20 protein-coding genes are annotated in these 19,651 nt (G+C 67.1%); 11 read left to right on the top strand and 9 right to left on the bottom strand.

All coding sequences use genetic code 11. From position 1 onward, the window contains the following. Positions 1 to 17: 17 nt before the first annotated feature. On the bottom strand, positions 18 to 920 hold the full coding sequence (locus tag C5O79_RS31180) for an NAD kinase (protein WP_046544985.1): 903 nt from the start codon (positions 918 to 920) through the stop codon (positions 18 to 20). Positions 921 to 1,051: 131 nt separating this feature from the next. Here C5O79_RS31180 and hrcA point away from each other — a divergent pair, with 131 nt between their 5' ends. The 3 genes from hrcA to C5O79_RS31165 all read left to right on the top strand — a co-directional run bounded on the left by hrcA (position 1,052) and on the right by C5O79_RS31165 (position 3,778). Then, positions 1,052 to 2,074 carry a heat-inducible transcriptional repressor HrcA gene (gene hrcA / locus C5O79_RS31175; protein ID WP_031399637.1) on the top strand — a complete coding sequence of 341 codons (1,023 nt, stop codon included), beginning with the start codon at positions 1,052 to 1,054 and terminating at the stop codon, positions 2,072 to 2,074. A 147-nt stretch (positions 2,075 to 2,221) separates the two neighbouring features. Continuing rightward, the gene (gene hemH, locus C5O79_RS31170; RefSeq protein WP_131932024.1) at positions 2,222 to 3,286 is read left to right on the top strand and encodes a ferrochelatase; all 1,065 of its coding nucleotides are present in this window, start codon (positions 2,222 to 2,224) and stop codon (positions 3,284 to 3,286) included. A gap of 84 nt (positions 3,287 to 3,370) precedes the next feature. Continuing rightward, complete coding sequence (locus C5O79_RS31165) at positions 3,371 to 3,778, top strand: RNA-binding S4 domain-containing protein (protein WP_043189537.1); 408 nt, start codon at positions 3,371 to 3,373, stop codon at positions 3,776 to 3,778. Here C5O79_RS31165 and C5O79_RS38265 read toward each other — a convergent pair. After that, complete coding sequence (locus tag C5O79_RS38265; protein ID WP_006476841.1) at positions 3,750 to 3,911, bottom strand: hypothetical protein; 162 nt, start codon at positions 3,909 to 3,911, stop codon at positions 3,750 to 3,752. The genes C5O79_RS31165 and C5O79_RS38265 overlap by 29 nt on opposite strands. A gap of 355 nt (positions 3,912 to 4,266) precedes the next feature. Here C5O79_RS38265 and grpE point away from each other — a divergent pair, with 355 nt between their 5' ends. From grpE to C5O79_RS31135, 5 genes are all read left to right on the top strand, one after another. Next, positions 4,267 to 4,812, top strand: coding sequence for a nucleotide exchange factor GrpE (gene grpE, locus C5O79_RS31155; RefSeq protein ID WP_039361358.1), 546 nt, complete (start codon positions 4,267 to 4,269; stop codon positions 4,810 to 4,812). 10 nt (positions 4,813 to 4,822) lie between these two features. Beyond that, positions 4,823 to 5,248 (top strand): thioredoxin family protein, encoded by a 426-nt coding sequence (locus C5O79_RS31150; RefSeq protein ID WP_039361357.1) that lies wholly within the window; start codon positions 4,823 to 4,825, stop codon positions 5,246 to 5,248. Between the two features lie 147 nt (positions 5,249 to 5,395). Continuing rightward, entirely contained in the window at positions 5,396 to 7,348 is a 1,953-nt protein-coding gene (dnaK, locus tag C5O79_RS31145; RefSeq protein ID WP_046544988.1) for a molecular chaperone DnaK, read from the top strand. Positions 7,349 to 7,615: 267 nt separating this feature from the next. Then, positions 7,616 to 8,752: a molecular chaperone DnaJ gene (gene dnaJ, locus C5O79_RS31140; protein ID WP_046544989.1), complete on the top strand. Its 1,137-nt coding sequence runs from the start codon at positions 7,616 to 7,618 to the stop codon at positions 8,750 to 8,752. Positions 8,753 to 8,765: 13 nt separating this feature from the next. Continuing rightward, positions 8,766 to 10,700: a bifunctional anthranilate synthase component I family protein/class IV aminotransferase gene (locus C5O79_RS31135; RefSeq protein WP_122473586.1), complete on the top strand. Its 1,935-nt coding sequence runs from the start codon at positions 8,766 to 8,768 to the stop codon at positions 10,698 to 10,700. 120 nt (positions 10,701 to 10,820) lie between these two features. On the opposite strand, the gene panB is transcribed toward C5O79_RS31135, so the two are convergent. The 6 genes from panB to hda are packed head-to-tail and all read right to left on the bottom strand — an operon-like array spanning position 10,821 to position 15,922. After that, positions 10,821 to 11,636, bottom strand: coding sequence for a 3-methyl-2-oxobutanoate hydroxymethyltransferase (panB, locus tag C5O79_RS31130; RefSeq protein WP_046544991.1), 816 nt, complete (start codon positions 11,634 to 11,636; stop codon positions 10,821 to 10,823). Positions 11,637 to 11,681: 45 nt separating this feature from the next. After that, on the bottom strand, positions 11,682 to 12,368 hold the full coding sequence (locus C5O79_RS31125; RefSeq protein WP_039361352.1) for a deoxynucleoside kinase: 687 nt from the start codon (positions 12,366 to 12,368) through the stop codon (positions 11,682 to 11,684). Further along, a complete protein-coding gene (gene folK / locus C5O79_RS31120; RefSeq protein WP_046544992.1) occupies positions 12,365 to 12,907 on the bottom strand; it encodes a 2-amino-4-hydroxy-6-hydroxymethyldihydropteridine diphosphokinase in 543 nt (180 codons plus the stop codon). Before folK ends, C5O79_RS31125 begins: the two co-directional genes overlap by 4 nt. Positions 12,908 to 12,942: 35 nt before the next feature. Next, a complete protein-coding gene (gene pcnB / locus C5O79_RS31115; protein WP_046544993.1) occupies positions 12,943 to 14,493 on the bottom strand; it encodes a polynucleotide adenylyltransferase PcnB in 1,551 nt (516 codons plus the stop codon). Between the two features lie 5 nt (positions 14,494 to 14,498). After that, positions 14,499 to 15,176, bottom strand: coding sequence for an HAD family hydrolase (locus C5O79_RS31110; protein ID WP_039361346.1), 678 nt, complete (start codon positions 15,174 to 15,176; stop codon positions 14,499 to 14,501). Between the two features lie 11 nt (positions 15,177 to 15,187). Next, positions 15,188 to 15,922 (bottom strand): DnaA regulatory inactivator Hda, encoded by a 735-nt coding sequence (gene hda, locus C5O79_RS31105; RefSeq protein ID WP_046544994.1) that lies wholly within the window; start codon positions 15,920 to 15,922, stop codon positions 15,188 to 15,190. 250 nt (positions 15,923 to 16,172) lie between these two features. Between hda and purM the strand changes: the two genes are divergently transcribed. Both purM and C5O79_RS31095 read left to right on the top strand, forming a co-directional pair. After that, positions 16,173 to 17,228 (top strand): phosphoribosylformylglycinamidine cyclo-ligase, encoded by a 1,056-nt coding sequence (purM, locus tag C5O79_RS31100; RefSeq protein WP_006484927.1) that lies wholly within the window; start codon positions 16,173 to 16,175, stop codon positions 17,226 to 17,228. A 112-nt stretch (positions 17,229 to 17,340) separates the two neighbouring features. After that, entirely contained in the window at positions 17,341 to 17,736 is a 396-nt protein-coding gene (locus C5O79_RS31095) for an SgcJ/EcaC family oxidoreductase (protein WP_047850665.1), read from the top strand. A 22-nt stretch (positions 17,737 to 17,758) separates the two neighbouring features. Here C5O79_RS31095 and tet read toward each other — a convergent pair whose 3' ends face one another. Further along, positions 17,759 to 18,952, bottom strand: a complete 1,194-nt coding sequence (gene tet, locus C5O79_RS31090; protein ID WP_063794572.1) for a Tet(A)/Tet(B)/Tet(C) family tetracycline efflux MFS transporter — start codon at positions 18,950 to 18,952, stop codon at positions 17,759 to 17,761. 63 nt (positions 18,953 to 19,015) lie between these two features. Between tet and tetR the strand changes: the two genes are divergently transcribed. Next, positions 19,016 to 19,648 (top strand): tetracycline resistance transcriptional repressor TetR, encoded by a 633-nt coding sequence (gene tetR / locus C5O79_RS31085; RefSeq protein WP_122473587.1) that lies wholly within the window; start codon positions 19,016 to 19,018, stop codon positions 19,646 to 19,648. Positions 19,649 to 19,651 lie beyond the last annotated feature (3 nt).

Below are 19,651 nucleotides of genomic sequence, written 5' to 3'. Positions count from 1 at the left end.
TGTCGGGCGGAGCGGCGTCAGGACGCCTTGTCGTCTTCGTTCGAGGCGTGTTCGTTCCAGTGCAGCTTCTTGCGCAGCGTCGCGTAGTAGCTGTAGCCGATCGGGTGCAGAAACGGCACCGTGTGCTTCGAGCGGCGCACCTCGATCGTGTCGTTCAGTTCGAGCGCGGTGAACGACTGCATGTCGAAGTTCACGTTGACGTCGCGCCCGCCGACGATCTGGATCGCGATTTTCGAATCGTCGGGCAGCACGATCGGCCGGTTCGACAGCGCGTGCGGTGCGATCGGCACGAGGACGATGCCCGCCAGCTGCGGATGGAGGATCGGGCCGGCCGACGACAGCGCGTAAGCGGTCGAGCCGGTCGGCGTCGCGACGATCAGGCCGTCCGAACGCTGGTTGTACATATATCGGCCGTCGACCGACGCGCGCAGCTCGACCATCCCGGAGAAGCCGCTGCGGTTCACGACGACATCGTTGAAGGCGAGCGCGTGGTAGATCGGTTCGCCGTCGCGCATGATCCGGGCCTCGAGCAGCGCGCGCTCCTCGCGCTCGAACTTGCCCGACAGGATCACCGGGACGAGCGCCTGCATGTCGGCCGCCGCGATGTCGGTGATGAAGCCGAGCCGCCCGTGGTTGATCCCGATCAGCGGTGTCTTGTACGGCGCGAGCTGACGGCCGATGCCGAGCATCGTCCCGTCGCCGCCCAGTACGACCGCCACGTCGGCGCGCGCCCCGATTTCGGCCGGGGTCAGCGCCGGATAGCCGGTGATGCCGATCTCGCGCGCGGTCTCGGCTTCGAAGACGACCTCGAAGCCCCGTTTGGCGATGCAGGCGGCCAGTGTGGCGAGCGGCTCGGCGATGTTGGGCGTGTTGCTCCGGCCGACGAGCGCGACAGTGTTGAACTGATTACCGGTTTTCATGCCGGCATTACACCATAGCTCGTTGACGAAAAGAACCGGCTGTGCGCAGACGGGGCCGGATCGGGCCGGCCCGCGCAACGGCAACCGACGCCACTCGCCGCGGTCGCGCGGTTGCGCTAAAATTTTCCACCATGCTAGATCCTCGCGCACGAACCCTCCTGAAAACCCTGATCGAACGGTATATCGCCGACGGTCAGCCAGTCGGATCGCGCACGTTGTCCCGTTACTCCGGGCTCGAGCTGAGCCCGGCAACGATCCGCAACGTGATGTCCGACCTGGAGGAGCTCGGCCTCGTGTCGAGCCCGCACACGTCGGCCGGCCGCGTGCCGACGCCGCGCGGCTACCGGCTGTTCGTCGACACGATGCTGACGGTCGAGGCGCCGATCGACGCCGAGGCCGTCGCGCGGCAGGTGCAGAACACGCTGCAGGCCGGCGAGCCGCAGCAGCGCGTCGTGGCGGCCGCCGCGAGTGTGCTGTCGAACCTGTCGCAGTTCGCGGGCGTGGTGCTGACGCCGCGCCGCAGCCACGTGTTCAAGCAGATCGAGTTCATGCGCCTGTCGGACAAGCGCATCCTGCTGATCATCGTCACGCCCGAGGGCGACGTGCAGAACCGGATGCTCGCGACGCCGCGCGATTACTCGCCGTCGCAACTGACCGAGGCGTCCAACTACATCAACGCGCATTTCGCCGGACTGTCGTTCGACGAGGTGCGCCGCCGCCTGCGCGACGAGATCGACCAGTTGCGCGGCGACATGACCGCGCTGATGCATGCCGCCGTGACGGCCAGCACCGAGGTGCCGGACACCGAGGACACCGTGCTGATTTCCGGCGAGCGCAACCTGCTCGAAGTGGCGGATCTGTCGTCCGACATGGCTCGGCTGCGCAAGCTGTTCGACGTATTCGACCAAAAGACGGGCCTCCTGCAACTGCTCGACGTGTCGAGCCACGCCCAGGGCGTGCAGATCTTCATTGGCGGCGAATCGACGCTCGTGCCTATCGAGGAAATGAGCGTCGTGACCGCGCCTTACGAGGTGAACGGGCAGATAGTTGGCACGCTCGGCGTGATCGGCCCGACCCGCATGGCGTACAACCGCGTGATACCGATCGTCGACATCACCGCGCGCCTGCTGTCGCTCACGCTGAGCCAGCAGTAGCCTGCCGTCGCCAGCCCGATCCTGCCCCGTCATCGTGCCGCGGCACCGCGTGTGCCGGCAGTCGGCCGAACGGCCAGCCGACCGGCGCGCAGCGGCCCGCTATAATTGAGAGCCGTCCGGTCCCGTGCCCCGAGCACGTTATTGCCCATGCGTTTCGATCTTGAGCCGCCTTCGAGCACCGCGGCTGCCCATCGCATCGGCGTGCTGCTGATCAATCTCGGCACGCCCGACGCACCCACGCCGCGCGCGGTGCGGCGCTACCTGGCCGAATTCCTGTCGGATCCGCGGGTCGTCGAGATTCCGCAGGCCATTTGGCAGGTGCTGCTGCGCACGGTGATCCTGCCGCTGCGCGGCCGCGCGTCCGCAAAGAAATACGCAGCCGTCTGGATGCCCGAGGGGTCGCCGCTGCGCGTGTACACGGAGCGCCAGACCGACAGCGTGCGGCACCTGCTCGTGTCGAACGGCTATCAAGTGCAGGTCGACTACGCGATGCGCTACGGCAGCCCGAACATTTCGCACGCGCTCGCGCAGTTCAAGCGCGCGGGTGTCGAGCGCGTGCTGCTGATGCCGATGTACCCGCAATATTCGGCGTCGACCACGGCCACGGCCTTCGACGCCGCCTTCGACGCGCTCGCGCGCATGCGCAACCAGCCCGAGGTGCGCACGGTGCGGCACTACGCCGACCATCCGGCCTATATCCATGCGTTGGCCGAGCAGGTGCGCCAGTATTGGGCGCAGCACGGCCGGCCCGACTTCGCGGGCGGCGACAAGCTCGTGCTGAGCTTTCACGGCGTGCCGAAGCGCACGCTCGACCTCGGCGACCCTTATCACGACCAGTGCCAGCAAACGGGTGCGCTGCTGATGGCCGCGCTCGGGCTGTCGACGACCGAATGCCGCGTCACGTTCCAGTCACGCTTCGGCAAGGCCGAATGGCTGCAGCCTTACACCGCGCCGACGCTGCGCGAGTTCGGCGAGGCCGGCGTGCGGCGGGCCGACGTGTTCTGTCCCGGTTTCACGGCCGACTGCCTGGAGACGATCGAGGAGATCGGCATGGAAGTGCGTGACGAGTTCCTCGCCGGCGGCGGCAAGGCGTTCCACCGCATTCCATGCCTGAATGGCGCGCCCGCGTGGATCGGTGCGCTCGGCGAGATCGTCGCCGAGAATCTGCAGGGCTGGCCGGTCAGGGCCGTGCAGCCCGAAACCGTGGGTTGAGATGAAACGACCCCCACGCTCATTTCGTTCACTGCCCCCCGAGGGGGCGGTCAGCCTCCTTGGGGCGGCCCGGCGGAGGCTGCGATGAACTACAAGATTTCGACCGAACCGGGCGCGAAGCTGCGCATCGACAAATGGCTGTGGGCGGCCAGGTTCTTCAAGACGCGCTCGCTCGCGACCGATGCGGTCGACAAGGGGCACGTGAAGATCGGCGGCGCGGCGGTCAAGCCGGCGAAGGACGTGCGCGTGGGCGACGAGGTCGAGATTGCGATCGACGGCATCGTCTGGCACATTGCCGTGCTCGGCGTGTGCGACGTGCGCGGGCCGGCGAGCGTCGCACAGACGCTTTACGCGGAAACGGAAGCAGGGCGGGCTGCGCGGCTCGCCGAACTGGAGCGGCGCCGCACGTATCGCGAGCCGGCAGCCGAATTGCACGGCCGGCCGACGAAGCGCGACCGGCGCATCATCGACAGATTTTCTGGTGGGAGCTGAACATCTGGTCGAACGTCGCCCGCGCGCTTCCGTATTCGGTCGTGCGGTCGGTGACGGCTCCCGACAGGCAGATGGTGGTGGTGCCGGCAATGAGTACCAGCGCGACCACCGAGATCGCAAAGGTCAGTTTCATGGTACTCCCCTCGAGAAGAAGGGTGAAAACGGCGCCAGGTGGATGTCAGGCGACGGTCAGCTAGGGGTAAACACGCTTTTCCGACGCTTGAGGAGAGTGTAGTGCAGCGGGCCCGTGCCAAGCTAGTACTTGCCAAGTAAGCGTTGTTACCGGCCGTTTCGCCCGATCTGGCGGACTATGCGGCCGATGCCCCGGCGTGACGCGCGGTTGTTTCGCGGTATTGGAGAATGCCGGCGAATAACCCTCTTGAAATCGTCGTTTTTGCCCTTATTTGCACCAGCAATGTGCGGTGCCTCCGGATATACGGTCCGGCGGTTGCCGATTTGGCTTCAACCTCTAATCGACTTTCAGCGACATGGAAAACACGCAAGAGAACCCGGCATCCCAATCGGCCGAAGATATCGGCAGCGAGAAGCAGGCGGCGCAAGGCGCTGCTCCCGCGGCCGAAGCAGCCGACGCGGCGCTCGCGGAGGCTCAAGCCAAGGTCGCCGAGCTGCAGGAGAGCTACCTGCGGGCGAAGGCCGAAACCGAGAACGTCCGCCGCCGCGCGCAGGACGACGTCGCGAAGGCGCACAAGTTCGCGATCGAGAGCTTCGCGGAGCACCTGCTGCCCGTGCTGGACAGCCTGGAAGCGGCCGTCAACGATACGTCCGGCGACATCGCGAAGGTGCGCGAAGGCGTCGAGCTGACGCTGCGCCAGCTGACGAGCGCGCTCGAGAAGGGCCGCGTCGTCGCGCTGAACCCGGTCGGCGAGAAGTTCGATCCGCATCAGCACCAGGCAATTTCGATGGTGCCGGCCGAGCAGGAGCCGAACACCGTCGTCACCGTGCTGCAAAAGGGCTACACGATCGCCGACCGCGTGCTGCGCCCGGCGCTCGTCACCGTCGCGCAGCCGAAGTAAGGCCGTCGCGATGCTGCCAGCCGGCGTCGATCCGGCCGCGTTCAACGCGTTCGACATGCAGGCGCTGGACGCCGGCACGTTCGACGCGGCGATCGGCGGCGCGGGGGATGCGCTCGCGGTGGTGTTCTTCTGGGGCGTCGACTGCTTCAACTGCGAGATCGCGAAGAAGGCGATGCTCGCCCAGCCCGACGCGATCCGCGCGCTGGACCTGAAGTGGTTCCATTGCAACGTGTACGAACACCACCAGCTGGGGCGCCGCTTCGGGCTGCACGGCGTGCCGACGTGGTTCTTCTTCCACCGCGGCAAGCGGCTCGGGCGTGCGACGGGCTGGCATGGCCTCGCGCAGTTCCAGGCAGCGGTGTCGGCGGCACGCGCGAAAATCGCCGCGTCGGGCGGCGATCCGCCGGGCGGCGATCCGCTAGCCGGCAGCGATTGAAAAAATTTAATATCCGCATCGCTCGTCGGGTCTTGAAAACGGATCGGACGGACGCATTTCGGGAACAGAGTTGAATTCTGGCGCGCGAAACCGCCCCCAAACGCGGCGTTTTGCGCAGCAAACAAGCATTTCTGGAGATTAGGAAAAATGGGAAAGATCATCGGTATTGACCTCGGCACCACGAACTCGTGCGTCGCCATCATGGAAGGCAACCAGGTCAAGGTCATCGAGAACTCGGAAGGCACGCGCACCACGCCGTCGATCATCGCCTACATGGACGACAATGAAGTGCTCGTTGGCGCGCCGGCCAAGCGCCAGTCGGTGACCAACCCGAAGAACACGCTGTTCGCAGTGAAGCGCCTGATCGGCCGCCGCTTCGAAGAGAAGGAAGTCCAGAAGGACATCGGCCTGATGCCGTACACCATCATCAAGGCCGACAACGGCGATGCATGGGTTGAAGCGCACGGCGAGAAGCTCGCGCCGCCGCAGGTTTCGGCGGAAGTGCTGCGCAAGATGAAGAAGACGGCCGAAGACTACCTCGGCGAGCCGGTCACGGAAGCCGTGATCACGGTGCCGGCGTACTTCAACGACAGCCAGCGCCAGGCAACCAAGGACGCCGGCCGCATCGCAGGCCTCGAAGTCAAGCGGATCATCAACGAGCCGACCGCGGCTGCGCTCGCGTTCGGCCTCGACAAGGCCGAGAAGGGCGACCGCAAGATCGCCGTGTATGACCTCGGCGGCGGTACGTTCGACGTGTCGATCATCGAAATCGCGGACGTCGACGGCGAAATGCAGTTCGAAGTGCTGTCGACCAACGGCGACACGTTCCTCGGCGGCGAAGACTTCGACCAGCGCATCATCGATTACATCATCGGCGAGTTCAAGAAGGAGCAGGGCGTCGACCTGTCGAAGGACGTGCTCGCGCTGCAGCGCCTGAAGGAAGCCGCTGAAAAGGCGAAGATCGAGCTGTCGTCGAGCCAGCAGACCGAAATCAACCTGCCGTACATCACGGCTGACGCATCGGGCCCGAAGCACTTGAACCTGAAGATCACCCGCGCGAAGCTGGAAGCGCTGGTGGAAGACCTGGTCGAGCGCACGATCGAACCGTGCCGCATCGCGATCAAGGACGCCGGCGTCAAGGTGTCGGACATCGACGACGTGATCCTGGTCGGCGGCCAGACGCGTATGCCGAAGGTGCTGGAGAAGGTGAAGGAATTCTTCGGCAAGGATCCGCGCCGTGACGTGAACCCGGACGAAGCCGTCGCAGTCGGCGCGGCGATCCAGGGCCAAGTCCTGTCGGGCGACCGCAAGGACGTGCTGCTGCTCGACGTGACCCCGCTGTCGCTCGGTATCGAGACGCTCGGCGGCGTGATGACGAAGATGATCAGCAAGAACACGACGATCCCGACGAAGCACGCTCAGGTGTACTCGACGGCGGATGACAACCAGGGCGCCGTGACGATCAAGGTGTTCCAGGGCGAACGCGAAATGGCAGCCGGCAACAAGCTGCTCGGCGAGTTCAACCTCGAAGGCATCCCGCCGGCACCGCGCGGCGTGCCGCAGATCGAAGTGACCTTCGACATCGACGCGAACGGCATCCTGCACGTCGGCGCGAAGGACAAGGCGACCGGCAAGGAAAACAAGATCACGATCAAGGCGAACTCGGGCCTGTCCGAGGCTGAAATCGACCAGATGATCAAGGACGCGGAAGCGAACGCAGCGGAAGATCACAAGCTGCGCGAGCTGGCTGATTCGCGCAACCAGGGCGACGCGCTGGTCCACAGCACGAAGAAGGCGCTGACCGAGTACGGCGACAAGCTGGACGCGGGCGAGAAGGAAGCCATCGAAGCGTCGCTGAAGTCGCTCGAGGAAGTGCTGAAGGACGCGTCCGCCGACAAGGCTGCGATCGACGCGAAGGTCGAGGAGCTCGGCAAGGTTTCGCAAAAGCTCGGCGAAAAGATGTACGCCGACATGCAGGCCCAGCAAGCAGGTGCGGCCGGCGCAGCGGGTGCAGCGGAAGGCGCTGCTCACGCGGGCGGCGCGCAGCAGGCTGCCGACGATGTCGTCGACGCCGAGTTCAAGGAAGTGAAGAAGGACTAAGCCGGGTTGCCCCGGTGCCGCACGCCGCGCGCGCAACCCGCGCGCGGCGCGGCTGACGGGTTGGCTGACAAGCGGTCTGTCTTTCCTTCCGGATGGCCGGATCGACTCCACGCCTGGCGGGCCTCACGGCCCTCCGGGCACATTTGTTTTTTGGCGGGTGCTGCGCGAGCCGTCCGCGGCGGGCGCAGCGCCAGACGAGTCGAGAGACTTTACTGCAGGCGAAAGGAGCCGCCGTGTGCGCGATGCGCGGCGGCACAGTGAATCGATATGGCGAAACGGGATTACTACGAGGTTCTGGGCGTCGCGAAGAATGCGAGCGACGACGAAATCAAGAAGGCGTATCGCAAGCTTGCGATGAAGTATCACCCTGACCGCAATCCGGACAACAAGGATGCGGAAGAGCATTTCAAGGAGGTGAAGGAAGCCTATGAAATGCTGTCGGACGACCAGAAGCGGGCGGCGTACGACCAGTACGGCCACGCGGGCGTCGATCCGAACATGGGCGGTGCGGGCGCACAGGGCTTCGGCGGTTTCGCGGACGCGTTCGGCGACATCTTCGGCGACATCTTCGGCCAGGCCGCGGGCGGTGCCGCGCGCGGCGGCCGTGGCGGCCCGCAGGTGTATCGCGGCGCGGACCTGCGCTACAGCATGGAAATCACGCTCGAGCAGGCCGCACACGGCTACGACACGCAGATCCGCGTGCCGAGCTGGGTGTCGTGCGAGGTCTGCCACGGGTCGGGCGCGAAGCCCGGCACGAAGCCGGAAACCTGCCCGACCTGTCACGGCCAGGGCACGGTGCGCATGTCGCAGGGCTTCTTCAGCATCCAGCAGACCTGCCCGAAGTGTCATGGCACGGGCACCTACATCCCCGAGCCGTGCGTGCATTGCCACGGGTCGGGCAAGGTGAAGGAAACCAAGACGCTCGAAGTGAAGATCCCGGCCGGGATCGACGACGGGATGCGGATCCGCTCGGCCGGCAACGGCGAACCGGGCATCAACGGCGGGCCGCCGGGCGACCTGTACGTCGAGATTCACATCAAGCCGCACTCGGTGTTCGAGCGCGACGGCGACGATCTCCACTGCCAGATGCCGATCCCGTTCACAACCGCCGCGCTCGGCGGCGAGATCGAGGTGCCGACGCTGGCCGGTCGTGCTTCGTTCCCGGTGCCGGAAGGCACGCAGTCGGGCAAGACGTTCCGCCTGCGCGGCAAGGGCATCAAGGGGCTGCGTTCGAGCATCGCGGGCGATCTGTACGTCCACGTGCAGGTCGAGACGCCGGTGAAGCTGACCGACAACCAGCGCGACCTGCTCAAGCAGTTCGAGAAATCGCTGGCCGAGGGCGGCGCGCGTCACAGCCCGCAGAGCAAGAGCTGGTTCGACCGTGTGAAGAGCTTCTTCGAGTAACTCGAGTAACAGCATGACTGAAGGCAACGAGAGCGCGTCGTTCGCGCTCTTGGACGATTGCGACTCGACCGCGCTCGCGCAGTCGAGTCGTTTGTATTCGGGGTTCGTGCGCGAACGCGTGTGCACGGATCCGGCTCGGCTCGACGAGGTCGACGCGGCCGTGGCGCAGGACCTGCGCGACGGGCTGCACGCGGTCGTCGTCGGCGATTACGAATTCGGACGCAACCTGCAACGAGCGCAGCCGGGCCATGCCCCGCTGCGCTTTTTGCTGTATGCGCGCTGCGAGCGCCTGTCGCGCGACGAAGTCGACGCGTGGCTCGCGCAGCAGGACGGCGGCGGTACGCCGTCGATCGCGGGCGTCGCGCATGTCGGGAAGAGCGTGTCGCGCGATGCGTTCGACGCGGCGATCGCCGCGGTGCACGACGCGCTGCGCGCGGGCGATTCTTATCAGGTCAACTACACGTACCGGCTGAACTTCGACGTGTTCGGCACGCCGCTCGCGCTGTACCGGCGGCTGCGTGCGCGCCAGCCCGTGCGCTACGGCGCGCTGATCGCGTTGCCCGGCGGCACGTGGGTCGTGTCGTGCTCGCCCGAGCTGTTCGTCGAGAAGCACGGCGACGTGCTGCGCGCGCGGCCGATGAAGGGCACCGCGCCGCGTTCGGCCGACCCGCGCGACGATGCGGCGGCCGCTGCGTTTCTCGCGAACGATCCGAAGAACCGCGCGGAAAACGTGATGATCGTCGACCTGCTGCGCAACGACGTGTCGCGGATCGCGCGCACCGGCACGGTCCGCGTGCCGGCGCTGTTTTCCGTCGAGCCGTATGCGTCGGTGTGGCAGATGACGTCGACGGTCGAGGCCGGCTGGCGCGACGGGACGACATTCGCGCAGATGCTGCGCGCGCTGTTTCCGTGCGGATCGATCACGGGTGCGCCAAAGCACAAGACGATGGAACTGATCGACGCGATCGAGTCGACGCCGCGCGGGCTCTATACGGGCGCGATCGGCTGGCTTGACGCTGCGAAGCAACGCGCCGGTTCCGACGCGCCCGTCGATCGCCCGGCCGGTTGCGGCGATTTCTGCCTGTCGGTCGCGATCCGCACGCTGACGCTCGATGCAGCCGGCGAAGGCGCTGACTGCGAGGGTGTGACGGGAGCCGATGCCGAAACACGCAATCCGGCAACGGCAATCGCCGGCCGGCGCCGCGGCACGATGGGTGTCGGCGCGGGCATCGTGCTCGACAGTGTCGCGGCGGACGAATATGCGGAGTGCGAATTGAAAGCGCGATTCCTGACGGACGCCGATCCCGGCTTCCAGCTGTTCGAAACGACGGCCGCCACGCGTGCGGACGGCATCCGGCATCTCGATCGCCATCTTGCGCGGCTGCAGCGTAGCGCGGATGCGTTCGGCTTCCGCTTCGACGCCGACGCGTTGCGCCGCGAGATCGACGCGCGCTGCGCGGCGCTCGATGGCGACGGCGCTTACCGGATGAAGCTTGCGCTCGCGAAGGACGGCACGATCGAGATCATCGCGGCACCGCTCAAGCCGCTGCCGGCGGGGCCGGTCGGCGTGCTGCTGGCGTCCGCGCACGGCTTCTCACCGACCCGTGCGAACGATGCGCTGCTGCTGCACAAGACCACGCGCCGCGCCGAATACGATCGCGCGTGGCAGGCGGCGGAGGCGCTCGGCGGTTTCGACATGCTGTTCATCAACGAGCGCGGCGAGGTGACGGAAGGCGGGCGCTCGAACCTGTTCGTGAAGCTCGACGGCCAGTGGGTGACGCCGCCGCTCGAGTCCGGCGTGCTGCCGGGCGTGATGCGCGGCGTGCTGCTCGACGATCGTGCGTTCGGCGCGACGGAGCGGGTCGTGACTCGCGACGATCTCGCGCGTGCGGAGGCGCTATTGCTGACCAACGCGCTGCGCGGCGCGCTCGACGCGGTACTGAAGTAACCAGCAGATAATCGACTGCTACTGGCAGCGTAAGCAAGAAAAAGCGCGGCGCCCCGCAAAGGGCGCCGCGCTTTTTTCATCGAGGCGCCGGCGAACGCATCGCCGGCACTTCGCCGGACGTCAGAACGAATGCTCGGGGCCGGGGAACGAACCGTCCTTCACCGCGCGCACGTACGCTTCGACGGCCGCCTGGATATTCGACTCGCCCTGCATGAAATCCTTCACGAAGCGCGGCCGCTTGCCGGGGAACACACCGAGCATGTCGTGCAGCACGAGCACCTGGCCCGAGCAGTCGGCGCCTGCGCCGATGCCGATCGTCGGCACGCGCAGCATGTGCGTGACTTCGGACCCGATCAGCGTCGGCACGGCTTCGAGCAGCACGACCTGCGCACCGGCCGCTTCGACCGCGCGCGCGTCGCGCAGCAGTTGCGCGGCGCCGGCTTCGGTCTTGCCTTGCACCTTGAAGCCGCCGAATGCGTGCACCGACTGCGGCGTGAGGCCCACGTGCGCACACACGGGCACCGCGCGCTCGACGAGGAAGCGGATCGTCTCGGCGAGCCATTCGCCGCCTTCCAGCTTGACCATCTGCGCACCGGCGCGCATCAGCTTGACGCTGCTTGCGAATGCCTCGGCCGGCGTGCCGTACGTGCCGAACGGCAGGTCGGCCATGATCAGCGCGCGCGGCTGCGCACGGGCGACGCAGGCGGTGTGATACGCGATGTCGTCGAGCGACACGGGCAGCGTGGTCGTGTGGCCCTGCAGCACGTTGCCGAGCGAATCGCCGATCAGCAGCACGTCGACACCGGAACGGTCGAGCAGCGCGGAAAAGCTCGCGTCGTAGCAGGTGAGCATCGCGATCTTCTCGCCGGCGTCGCGCATTGCCTGCAGCTTGGGCACCGTGACGGCAGGCCGGCTCGATTCCTGGAGATAGGTCATGGGAAATCCGGTTCGAATGGGTGAGGAACGACAGGCGAGGACGCGTCAGCGCGTCGTTTCGCCCTTGACGAAGAATTCCTTGCGGCCGCGCATCGTCTCGATGCGCTCGACCAGCAGGGCGAGATCTTCGGGGGAATCCAGCGGGTTCAGGTGTTCCGCGGCGACCGTCAGCACCGGCGTGCGGTCGTAGTGGTAGAAGAATTCGTTGTACGCGTCGACGAGCGAGCGCAGGTACGCATCGCTGATCTGCAGTTCCATCGGCAGCCCGCGCTTCTGGATGCGCGAGAACAGCACTTCCGGGCTCGCCTGCAGGTAGACGACGAGGTCGGGCGACGGCGCCTGCGGCACGTCCACGTGCGTCGCGACCGAGCGATAGAGCTGCCACTCGTCTTCCGGCAGGTTCAGCCGCGCGAAGATGTCGTTCTTCTGCGGCATGAAATCGGCGATGACCGGGCGGCCCGTTTCGAGCGCACCGATCAGCTCGCGTGCCTGTTGCGCGCGCTGCAGCGCGAACGACAGCTGCACGGGCAGCGCGTAGCGTGCGGTGTCGCGATAGAAGCGTTCGAGGAACGGGTTGTCCTGCGGGCGCTCGAGCAGCGTCTGCATCGACCAGCGTTCGCCGAGCAGGCGCGCGAGCGTCGTCTTGCCGACGCCGATCGGGCCTTCGATCACGAGATAGCGGTGCGGGGCGCGCAGGTCGGGCGCGGTGACGGTGAGGGGAGTCGGGGTCATCGGCAGCGGTTCTTGTCGGCGGCTTCGCTGGCAGCGAGCGCCTTCTGCATCAGGCACTGGCAGGTCTGCACCTTCTCGACGCGCTGGTCTGCGACGGCGGCGAGGAAGGCATCGGCCCGGCCGCGCGCGGGGATGTCGAGTGTCGGCTCGATCTCGACGAGCGGCACGAGTGCGAACGCACGGTCGGTGAGGCGTGGGTGCGGGACGATCAGGTCGGGCTCGTCGATGGAAGCGTCGCCGAACAGCAGGATGTCGAGATCGAGCGTGCGCGGCGCGTTGCGATACGGGCGCTCGCGGCCGAAGTGATGTTCGATCTTCTGGCACAGCGCGAGCAGTTCGCGGGCCGACAGCGTCGTGTCGAGCTTGACGACGCAGTTGTAGTAGTCGTCGCCGCCCGCTTCGAAGGGCGCCGTGCGATACAGGCTCGATTTGCCGAGGATCGAGATGGTGCGCTGCTGCGCAAGGCACACCACCGCGTCCTTCAGGGTCTGGCGCGCATCGCCGAGATTCGCCCCCAGTCCGATATATGCAACCGTCATGGCATCACTTCCTACGTCGTTCGCCGGCGAGCGCGTCAGTCGTCGGAACCGCTCGCGGTATCGCCCGAGGCGTCCGGTGCCTGCTCGGCGGCACCTTCACCCGGCTTGCGGTTTCGCACACCGCCGCGGCGCCGCCGCTTGCGGGGCGATTTTTCCTTCGTGCCGCCCTGCGTGAGCAATGCCTCGCGAGCGGCCGCGTCGCCTTCGATGAAATCCGTCCACCACTGTCCGACTTCCGCATCGAGCTCGCCGGATTCGCAGCGTAACAGGAGGAAATCATACCCCGCTCTAAACCTTTGGTGTTCCAGCAGCCGCATCGCGCTGCGGCCCGAGCGTTTCTCGAGGCGCAGCTGCAGGCCCCAGATCTCGCGCATGTCGGCCGAGTAACGCTTGTGGATCGCGAGTTTCTCGGTCTGCATGTCGAGCACGTCGTCCATCGCGCGATGGAGCGCCGGCACCGGGATTTCGCCTTCGGCCGTGTATTGCTCGAAGCGCTGGCGCATGTCGTGCCACAGCAGCGTCGCGAACAGGAAGCCCGGCGACACCGTCTTGCCGGCGCGCACTCGCGCGTCGGTGTTGTTCAGCGCGAGCGTGATGAACTTCTCGCCCTGCGGCTGTTCGAGCACGACGTCGAGCAGCGGCAGCAGCCCGTGGTGCAGGCCCTCCTTGCGCAGCCGCTGCAGGCACGCGAGCGCGTGGCCGGACAGCAGCAGCTTCAGCATTTCGTCGAACAGGCGCGCGGCCGGCACGTTGTTGATCAGGTCGGCGAGCGCGTTGATCGGTTCGCGCGTGTGCGGCTCGATCTCGAAACCGAGCTTGGCTGCAAAGCGCACGACGCGCAGCATCCGCACCGGATCCTCGCGGAAGCGCGTGGCCGGATCGCCGATCATCCGCAACAGGCGGGCGCGCACGTCGGCCATCCCGTCGTGGTAGTCGAGCACCGTCTGCGTCGACGGGTCGTAATACATCGCGTTGATCGTGAAGTCGCGGCGTGCGGCGTCTTCGTGCTGCTCGCCCCACACGTTGTCGCGCAGCACGCGGCCGCTCGCGTCCACCGCGTGCGTGCGGCGATCGAGTTCGTCGCGCTTCAGGCGCTTCGGCGGCTCGGCAGCGGCCGCCTCGGGCGGCGCGTCGACCAGCGCGCGGAACGTCGACACCTCGATCAGCTCCTGGCCGAACTGCACGTGCACGATCTGGAAGCGGCGGCCGATCAGGCGGGCGCGGCGGAACAGGCGCTGCACCTCGGTCGGGGTTGCGTCGGTCGCGACGTCGAAGTCCTTCGGCGCGATGCCGAGCAGCAGGTCGCGTACCGCACCGCCGACGATGAACGCACGGAAGCCCGCCTGCTGCAGCGTGTCGGTCACGCGCACGGCATTCTTCGAGATCAGCGCCGGGTTGATGCCATGCACGCTGGCCGGCACGACGGTCGGTTCATGGTTGCTGCGCGGTTTCTTCGTGCCGCCGCCGCGGGCGCCCTTCGGGGCGCGCGGGGTAGCAGGGGCCGCTTCGTCGGCCGGGGCCGCTGCGGGAGACGTTTGCTCGGTTTCGTCCTGGCCGAGCAGCTTGCGGATGAATTTTTTGATCACGACGTTCAGAAGAGATCGAGGATGCGCCAGCCGCGATTGCTTGCATGCGCACGCAGCGTGTCGTCAGGGTTGGTCGCGATCGGGTCGGTGACTTTCTCGAGCAACGGGATGTCGTTGTGCGAGTCGCTGTAGAAGTAGGTGTGCGTGAAGTCGCTCCATTGCTTGCCGAGCGACGCGAGCCACGCTTCGGTCCGCACGATCTTGCCTTCGCGATAGCTCGGCGTGCCGGTCGGCCGGCCCGTGTACGGCGAATCGGGATGCCCGTCGGTCGTTTCGACCTCGCAGGCGATCAGCGTGTCGACACCGAACGCGGTGGCGATCGGGCGCGTGATGAATTCGTTGGTCGCCGTCACCACGCAGCACAGGTCGCCCGCATCGAGGTGCTTGCGCACGAGTTCGAGCGCGGCGGGTGTCATTGCGGGCCGGATCACCTCGTGCATGTACTGCTCGTGCCATTCGGCCAGCTGCGCGCGCGAATACTTCGCGAGCGGCGTGAGCATCGCCGTGAGGTACGCGTGGATGTCGAGCTTGCCGGCCTTGTAGTCGGCGAAGAACTGATCGTTCTGACGCGAGAAGCTTTCCGCGTCGACGATGCCGAGCTTCACCATGAAGCGGCCCCATTCGTGGTCGCTATCGGTCGGGATCAGCGTGTGATCGAGGTCAAAGAGTGCCAGATTAGTCATGGAAGCGCATTTTACTCGAAGCGGTTCGGGCCCGTGCCCGGTGGTTGGATGTCGTCGCCGGGACGCGCCAGCATGCGGCGCAGCAACGGCAGCGTGACGGCGCGTTTCTGCTCGAGCGAGAAGCGGTCGAGCGCGTCGAGCAGTGCCATCAGGCTCGGCATGTCGCGGCGGAAATGGGTCAGCAGGTAGGCGGCGATGTCGTCGGTGAGCGCGATCCCGCGCTCCTTCGCCGCGAGCTTGAGCACGGCGATCTTGCCGGCGTCGGACGGCGGCGACAAGTGGAACACGAGCCCCCAGCCGAGGCGCGTGCGGAGATCCTCGCGCACGTCGAGCGCGAGCGGCGCCGCGGGGCCTGCCGCGACGAACGCGCTCGACGGGTGCGCGCGCACTTCGTTGAACAGGTTGAACAGCGCGACCTGCTGCGTGTCGCTCATCCGGTCGCAGTCGTCGATCGCGTAGATGCCGATGCGCGGATCGAACGTGAACGCGCCGAGCGGGCTCTGCGGCGTCAGGTAGCGCGCATAGCCGTACGACGCGTCGCTCACGAGCGCCTGCAGCAGATGGGTGCGGCCGCAGCCGGGCTCGCCCCAGATGTAGAACGACCGATCCGGCACGGGGCCCGCCGCGAGCGCGAGGTCGAGCTTCTGCAGGCGCGAGATGAGCTCGTCGTTCTCCTCGTTCATGATGAAGTTGTCGAACGTGGCGGGCGGCGGCGTGCCGAGATCGAGCGTCAGTTGACGGGACACAACAGTCACAATGCGGGTCGGTTGAAAATACGCGCGCCGTACGCCGGGCACGCGCCGGGGCTTGCGTCTTCACGGGCTTCACGCGCGGCCGCACGCACGGCGCCACGCCGGTTTCGGCGCGGTTCGCTCGGCGATGAAAACGGGGACGTGTTGACCAAGATGCAATCCCTGACGATTCGGTGCTGGGAATTCCGGCCAACGGGCCGGCTTCGGGTAAAATCGCATTTTACCGACCTTCTCGCATTCCCCCATGAATCCTCCGAAATCCGCTCCCGACGCTCAGGGTCTGTCCTATCGCGACGCAGGTGTCGACATCGACGCGGGCGACGCACTCATCGACAAGATCAAGCCTTTTGCGAAGAAAACCCTGCGCGACGGCGTGCTCGGCGGCATCGGCGGGTTCGGCGCGCTGTTCGAAGTGCCGAAGAAGTACAAGGAGCCCGTGCTCGTGTCGGGCACCGACGGCGTGGGCACCAAGCTCAAGCTGGCGTTTCATCTGAACAAACACGACACCGTCGGCCAGGATCTCGTCGCGATGAGCGTGAACGACATCCTCGTGCAGGGCGCCGAGCCGCTGTTCTTCCTCGATTACTTCGCGTGCGGCAAGCTCGACGTCGACACCGCTGCAACGGTCGTCAAGGGCATCGCGCAGGGTTGCGAACTGTCGGGCTGCGCGCTGATCGGCGGTGAAACGGCCGAAATGCCGGGCATGTACCCGGACGGCGAGTACGACCTGGCCGGCTTTGCAGTCGGCGCGGTCGAGAAGAGCAAGATCATCGACGGCAGCACGATCGCCGAAGGCGACGTGGTGCTGGGCCTCGCATCGAGCGGCATCCACTCGAACGGCTTCTCGCTGGTGCGCAAGATCATCGAGCGCGCGAACCCCGACCTGTCGGCCGATTTCCACGGCCGCTCGCTGGCCGATGCGCTGATGGCGCCCACGCGCATCTACGTGAAGCCGTTGCTCGCGCTGATGCAGAAGCTGTCGGTGAAGGGCATGGCGCACATCACGGGCGGCGGTCTCGTCGAGAACATTCCGCGCGTGCTGCGCGAGGGCCTTACCGCCGAACTCGACCAGAACGCGTGGCCGCTGCCGCCGCTGTTCAAGTGGCTGCAGGAGCACGGTGGTGTCGCCGATGCGGAAATGCACCGCGTGTTCAACTGCGGCATCGGCATGGCCGTGATCGTTTCGGCGGCCGATGCCGACGCAGCGATCGCCGACCTGACCGCCGCCGGCGAACAGGTGTGGAAGATCGGCACCGTGCGTGCGACCCGCGAAGGCGAGGCGCAGACGGTCGTGGTCTGACGCACTGCCAGCAGCAGATGCAGCAAGGAAAGCCGCCCGGAGTCGATCCGGGCGGCTTTTTTTTCGGGCGCGGCTTGGCGTACGGGCGCGCGCCGATGAAGGAGGGGCGACGATGACCGAAGACGAACGCGCGATCCGCGAGCTCGTGGACAACTGGTTCGTATCGAGCCGGCGCGGCGACCTGGCGACCGTGCTCGACCTGATCGCCGACGACGCGATCTTCATGGTGGCCGGCAAGCCGCCGTTCGACAAGGCGGCGTTTGCGGCCGCGTCGCGCGACGCGAACGCCGGGGGCGGCAACGCGCCGAAGATCGACGGCCGTTACCGGATCGACGAACTGCGCGTATTGGGCGACTGGGCGTACATGCGCAATTTCATCGAGATCGACGCGACGCCGCCGGGCGGCGAGACGATCCGGCGGTCGGGCCATACGCTGACGATCTTCCGCAAGGCCGACGGCCGCTGGCAGCTCGTGCGCGACGCGAATCTGGTGACGCTCGCGCCGTGAGCGCGACGGTACCTGCCGGCGCTCATGCGGACGGCCGTGTCGCGCCCGCCGGCCGCGCACCGGCCAGCAGCGGCGGGACGAGCAGGTAAAGCAGTGCGGCCGCGGCCCAGACGAGCCCCGGCCACGTCGCGCGGGTCGCCGCATAGGTCGCGGTGACGACCAGCGGCCCCGCGACGCCGATCAGGCTCGCCACGCTCGCGAGCGCGCCTTGCAGTTCACCCTGGCGCGCATCGTCGACCTGTCGCGCGAGCATCGCCTGCAGTGCCGGCAACGTCATCCCGCCCGCCGCGAACAGCGGCAGCAGCGCGAACGGCACCCACGCGGCGGTTGCGAAAGCAATCGCCGCGAGCCCGATCGCGTCGCCCGCAAGGCCCAGTGCGAGTGCGCGGCGCTCGCCGAGCCGCGCGATCAGCGGACCGATCGCGAATGCCTGCGCGAGTGCGTGGCACGCGCCGTAGCCGGCCAGCGACAGCCCCGCGATCGGCGCCGACCAGCCGAAATGCTCCTGGCCGTACAGGATCCACAGCGTCGCGGGTGCCTGCGACACCAGCGCCACGATCACGTAAATGCCGATCAGCGGCACGAGCGCCGGTGCGCCGCTCAGCCGGCGCAGGCTGGTGAACGGATTGAGCGCGCCAACCGCATGGCCTTCGCGGGCCGGACGCGGCCGCGATTCCGGCAGCACGCGCCAGACGAGCACGAGGTTGAGCGCGTTGAGCACGGCGGCCGCGACGAACGGCGCGCGCAGGTGCAGCGCGCCGAGCAGGCCCCCGATCAGCGGGCCAGCGATGAAGCCGATGCCCATCATCGCGCCGAGCTGGCCGAAGCGTCGTGCGCGATCGGGTTCGGCGGTGACGTCGGTGACATAGGCGGTTGCGACCGCGACGTTCGCGCCGGTGATGCCCGCGATCAGCCGTCCCACGTAAAGCCACGCGAGGGTCGGCGCGAGCGCCATCAGCAGATAGTCGAGCGCGGCGCCCGCGAGCGACGCGAGCAGCACGGGCCGGCGGCCGAAGCGGTCGCTCAGCGCGCCGAGCAGCGGCGCGCACAGGAACTGCGCGAACGCGTACAGCGCGAGCAGGATCCCGTAATGGGTGTCGGTGCTGCCTGCGCTGGCGAGCGAGCGCAGCAGCCCGGGCAGGATCGGCATCACGATCCCGACGCCGATCGCGTCGAGCAGGACCGTGGCCAGGATGGCAATCAGGGACGGATTCAAGAGTGTGACTCTATCGGTGATAGAGTGGTGATTATTCCACAGCTTTCCCTATCGGTGATAGAGATGAAGGACACAGGGGCGCGGCTGACGCGCGACACGGTATTGCGCGCGGCGCTCGAACTGCTCGACGAAGTCGGCATCGACGGGCTGTCGACTCGGCGGCTCGCCGAGCGGCTCGGCGTGCAGTCGCCGACGCTTTACTGGCATTTCAAGAACAAGGGTGAGCTGCTCGATGCGATGGCCGAGGCGATCATGCTCGAGCGTCACGATGCGTCGCAGCCGCGGCCGGGCGAAGCGTGGGATGCATGGCTTTTAGACAACGCGCGCAGTTTCCGGCGCGCGCTGCTGGCCTATCGCGACGGCGCGCGCCTGCATGCCGGCACGCGGCCGCGCGCGCTGCACTTCAGCTCGATCGAGCGCAAGGTCGCACTGCTCGGCGACGCGGGTTTCGCGCCGGACGAGGCGGTCGACGTGATGTATGCGCTGGGCCGCTTCGTGGTCGGATGGGTGCTGGAAGAGCAGGCGGAACGGGACGGCGACGCCGATGCGCCGCTGCCGGACGCGGCCGAGTATCCGCTGCTCGCCGAGGGCTGGGCCGCGCTGCGCGAGCGCAGCGGCGACGAGGCGTTCGAGCGTGGTGTCGCGTGGATAGTCGACGGCGCCCGCGCGCGCCTGGCAGCGCGCAGGCGCGGCTGACGC

Origin of the sequence: Burkholderia sp. SRS-25 (assembly GCF_004343765.1) — a bacterium.
Taxonomy (GTDB): Bacteria; Pseudomonadota; Gammaproteobacteria; order Burkholderiales; family Burkholderiaceae; genus Burkholderia; species Burkholderia contaminans.
Note: the sequence above shows the minus strand (reverse complement) of the source record. Positions and strands in the feature narration are given on the sequence as shown.

Excerpts from the sequence above, each read along its gene's own strand:
- C5O79_RS31095 (WP_047850665.1), top strand. The coding sequence starts at position 17,341 with ATGACCGAAGACGAACGCGCGATCCGCGAGCTCGTGGACAACTGGTTC.
- C5O79_RS38265 (WP_006476841.1), bottom strand. The coding sequence starts at position 3,911 with ATGAAACTGACCTTTGCGATCTCGGTGGTCGCGCTGGTACTCATTGCC.
- C5O79_RS31110 (WP_039361346.1), bottom strand. The coding sequence starts at position 15,176 with ATGACTAATCTGGCACTCTTTGACCTCGATCACACGCTGATCCCGACC.
- folK (WP_046544992.1), bottom strand. The coding sequence starts at position 12,907 with ATGACGGTTGCATATATCGGACTGGGGGCGAATCTCGGCGATGCGCGC.
- C5O79_RS31165 (WP_043189537.1), top strand. The coding sequence starts at position 3,371 with ATGAACTACAAGATTTCGACCGAACCGGGCGCGAAGCTGCGCATCGAC.
- purM (WP_006484927.1), top strand. The coding sequence starts at position 16,173 with ATGAATCCTCCGAAATCCGCTCCCGACGCTCAGGGTCTGTCCTATCGC.
- hemH (WP_131932024.1), top strand. The coding sequence starts at position 2,222 with ATGCGTTTCGATCTTGAGCCGCCTTCGAGCACCGCGGCTGCCCATCGC.
- hrcA (WP_031399637.1), top strand. The coding sequence starts at position 1,052 with ATGCTAGATCCTCGCGCACGAACCCTCCTGAAAACCCTGATCGAACGG.
- C5O79_RS31180 (WP_046544985.1), bottom strand. The coding sequence starts at position 920 with ATGAAAACCGGTAATCAGTTCAACACTGTCGCGCTCGTCGGCCGGAGC.
- dnaK (WP_046544988.1), top strand. The coding sequence starts at position 5,396 with ATGGGAAAGATCATCGGTATTGACCTCGGCACCACGAACTCGTGCGTC.
- C5O79_RS31150 (WP_039361357.1), top strand. The coding sequence starts at position 4,823 with ATGCTGCCAGCCGGCGTCGATCCGGCCGCGTTCAACGCGTTCGACATG.
- C5O79_RS31135 (WP_122473586.1), top strand. The coding sequence starts at position 8,766 with ATGACTGAAGGCAACGAGAGCGCGTCGTTCGCGCTCTTGGACGATTGC.
- C5O79_RS31125 (WP_039361352.1), bottom strand. The coding sequence starts at position 12,368 with ATGACCCCGACTCCCCTCACCGTCACCGCGCCCGACCTGCGCGCCCCG.
- dnaJ (WP_046544989.1), top strand. The coding sequence starts at position 7,616 with ATGGCGAAACGGGATTACTACGAGGTTCTGGGCGTCGCGAAGAATGCG.
- grpE (WP_039361358.1), top strand. The coding sequence starts at position 4,267 with ATGGAAAACACGCAAGAGAACCCGGCATCCCAATCGGCCGAAGATATC.
- panB (WP_046544991.1), bottom strand. The coding sequence starts at position 11,636 with ATGACCTATCTCCAGGAATCGAGCCGGCCTGCCGTCACGGTGCCCAAG.
- tetR (WP_122473587.1), top strand. The coding sequence starts at position 19,016 with ATGAAGGACACAGGGGCGCGGCTGACGCGCGACACGGTATTGCGCGCG.